The following is a 2,540-nucleotide window of genomic DNA, read 5'->3' as shown; positions in this document are numbered from 1 at the left end:
AGCGGGTGTCAAAAGACTTCTCGTTGTGGGCGGAGCCGGCAGCCTTGAGGTCGCATCAGGCAAGATGTTGATAGATACGGACGGATTTCCCGAGGCGTTCAAGGCCGAAGCTAAGGCTGGCGCGCGTTTTCTCGAAAGACTTAAGGAGGGGTCTGATCTCGACTGGACCTTCCTTTCACCCTCCGCAGACTTCGCACCCGGTGAGCGCACGGGACACTTTCGGCTCGGCGGCGACCAATTGCTCCGTTATGCTCAGGGTAAGAGCTACATTTCGATGGAAGATTTTGCGATCGCGATGGTCGATGAACTTGAACAGCATGCACACAGCCGCCGACGCTTCACAGTCGGATACTAGCCACCGGTAAGCATCAGAAGGAGTTCGTCATGGCTGAGCATACCTCCCTCAATAGCGCATCCGTTGTCCTGACGAACCTGGGCAAGCTGCTACCCGACCTTGAACCGCTTTATAAGGACATTCACGCCCATCCCGAACTGTCGATGCAAGAGACGCGAACGGCGGACATCGCCGCCGACGGGCTCATTAAAGCTGGTTACGAGGTGACGACCGGAGTGGGCAAGACGGGTGTAGTGGGGCTGCTCCGCAATGGCGAAGGGCCGACAGTGATGCTGCGTGCCGACATGGATGCGCTGCCGATCGCCGAGAACACCGGCCTTGCCTATGCCAGTAAGATCACAGCGACGAACGCTGAAGGGATAACCGTGCCAGTAGGACATATGTGCGGCCATGACATGCATGTCGCGTGGCTGGTCGGTGCAGCTACGCTGCTGGCGCAGGCGCGCGACGCCTGGAAGGGCACATTAATGGCCGTTTTTCAGCCGGGTGAAGAAACCGCGCAGGGTGCCCAGGCCATGATCGACGACGGCCTGCTCAAACGCTTTCCCAAACCCGATGTCGTGCTTGGCCAGCACGTCATGGTTGGCCCCGCCGGCACCGTCGCCGGAAGCGCCGGACCGATCACCTCCGCGGCGGACAGTTTGCAAATTCGTCTGTTCGGACGTGGTGCGCACGGTTCAATGCCACAGGCCAGCATTGATCCCGTCGTCATGGCGGCATCTGTCGTCCTGCGACTCCAGACCATTGTGTCCCGCGAGGTTGCCGCGAACGACGCGGCGGTGGTCACGGTCGGCATGTTGCAGGCCGGCACGAAGGAGAACGTCATTCCCGACGAAGCCGTCATCAAGCTCAATGTACGGACGTTCGATGCAGGCGTGCGCAAGCATGTGCTTGCGGCGATCGAGCGGATCGTCAATGCCGAGGCCGAAGCCTCGGGCGCCCCGCGCAAGCCGGAGATTACACCACTCGACCGTTACCCGTTGAATGTGAATGACGAGGCCGCGAGCAACCGTATAGCCGAGGCATTTCGCGGCCATTTTTCCGCCGATCGGGTGAAGCACACGGGACCTGCTCCGGCCAGTGAGGATTTCGGCTGTTTCGGCACCGCATGGCAAGTGCCTTCGGTGTTTTGGTTCGTGGGCGGCAATGATCCTCAGAGCTACGCCAAGGCGAAGGCGGCGGGTAAGCTGAATGAACTCCCGGTCAATCACAGCCCACAATTCGCGCCGGTCCTGCATCCAACCTTAGAAACAGGCGTCGAGGCGCTGGTTGTCGGCGCGCTGGCATGGCTTGGCGCGACCTGACGCCTTTTGGGTCAAAGGCTACCGTGGAAGAGCATTGTGCGGAAATACGCGACGCCGTGGCAGCTCATACTTCGGATTTGTCCCGGTGCCATTTCTTGCTTTCGACTTAACACGTTAAGTTTTTGCGGGCGGAGCCGTCATGATCACCATTGAAACGTTCGTGCATATTCTTGACTTGGGGGGCACTTTCGTCTTCGCGATTAGCGGGGCGATTGCCGCGGTTAATCGCCGACTCGATATTTTCGGTATCCTTGTCCTGTCCTTCGTGGCAGGAAATTTTGGCGGGATCGGCCGCGACTTACTGATTGGCGCGGTGCCACCCGCGGCCCTGACCGATGGTCGATATTTGCTGGTTTCGGTCTTAGCCGGGCTCATCACCTTCTTCTCATATGCAGGCGTCGATAGGCTGCGCAGTCCCGTGCTTCTGTTCGACGCCGTGGGACTGTCGTTCTTTGCAGTTGCGGGTGCACAAAAGGCGATCGAGTTCGGATTGAGTCCGGTTATGTCGGCACTTCTGGGCATGTTGACCGGCATCGGAGGCGGCATGACGCGCGACGTTCTCCTCGCGGAGATTCCGCAGGTGCTGCGTTCCGATCTATACGCCGTCGCAGCACTGGCCGGCGCGTCGACCGTTGTTGTCGGCCATATGCTCGGTCTTTCCTACGGCGTTTCAGCTCTGGCCGGAGGGACTTTGTGCTTCGGCCTTCGTTACATGGCGATCAGACGCGGCTGGCACTTGCCGGTTGCTCATCTTTCCGCGCGGCGGCGCGCTGAAACGAATTCCTCGGATGATAAAAGAGAGCGCTGAGCGATCGTCAGTGCATTATTTGAAGGAGTGTTCCGACCCACCGCACAGTGTCCATGCCAACAAAAACGGGTGT

At 59.4% G+C, this 2,540-nt stretch carries 3 protein-coding genes; all 3 read left to right on the top strand.

Annotated features, from left to right (window positions below):
• Nucleotides 1–355, top strand: a 355-nt coding sequence (locus VL130_RS15905; RefSeq protein ID WP_325364292.1) for an NAD(P)-dependent oxidoreductase, incomplete at its 5' end; no start/stop codon positions are given.
• A 29-nt stretch (nt 356–384) separates the two neighbouring features.
• Nucleotides 385–1,659 carry a M20 family metallopeptidase gene (locus VL130_RS15900; RefSeq protein ID WP_325364290.1) on the top strand — a complete coding sequence of 425 codons (1,275 nt, stop codon included), beginning with the start codon at nt 385–387 and terminating at the stop codon, nt 1,657–1,659.
• A gap of 139 nt (nt 1,660–1,798) precedes the next feature.
• Entirely contained in the window at nt 1,799–2,467 is a 669-nt protein-coding gene (locus VL130_RS15895) for a trimeric intracellular cation channel family protein (protein ID WP_325364288.1), read from the top strand.
• The last annotated feature ends 73 nt before the right edge of the window (nt 2,468–2,540 follow it).

Origin of the sequence: Asticcacaulis sp., from assembly GCF_035497195.1 — a bacterium.
In the GTDB taxonomy this organism is placed as follows: domain Bacteria; phylum Pseudomonadota; class Alphaproteobacteria; order Caulobacterales; family Caulobacteraceae; genus Asticcacaulis.
The sequence above is the reverse complement of the archived record's forward strand: the minus strand, read 5'-3'. Positions and strand labels throughout refer to the sequence as shown.

Bases quoted from the DNA above. Each gene is read 5' to 3' on its own strand.
- VL130_RS15900 (WP_325364290.1), top strand. From the start codon at position 385: ATGGCTGAGCATACCTCCCTCAATAGCGCATCCGTTGTCCTGACGAAC.
- VL130_RS15895 (WP_325364288.1), top strand. From the start codon at position 1,799: ATGATCACCATTGAAACGTTCGTGCATATTCTTGACTTGGGGGGCACT.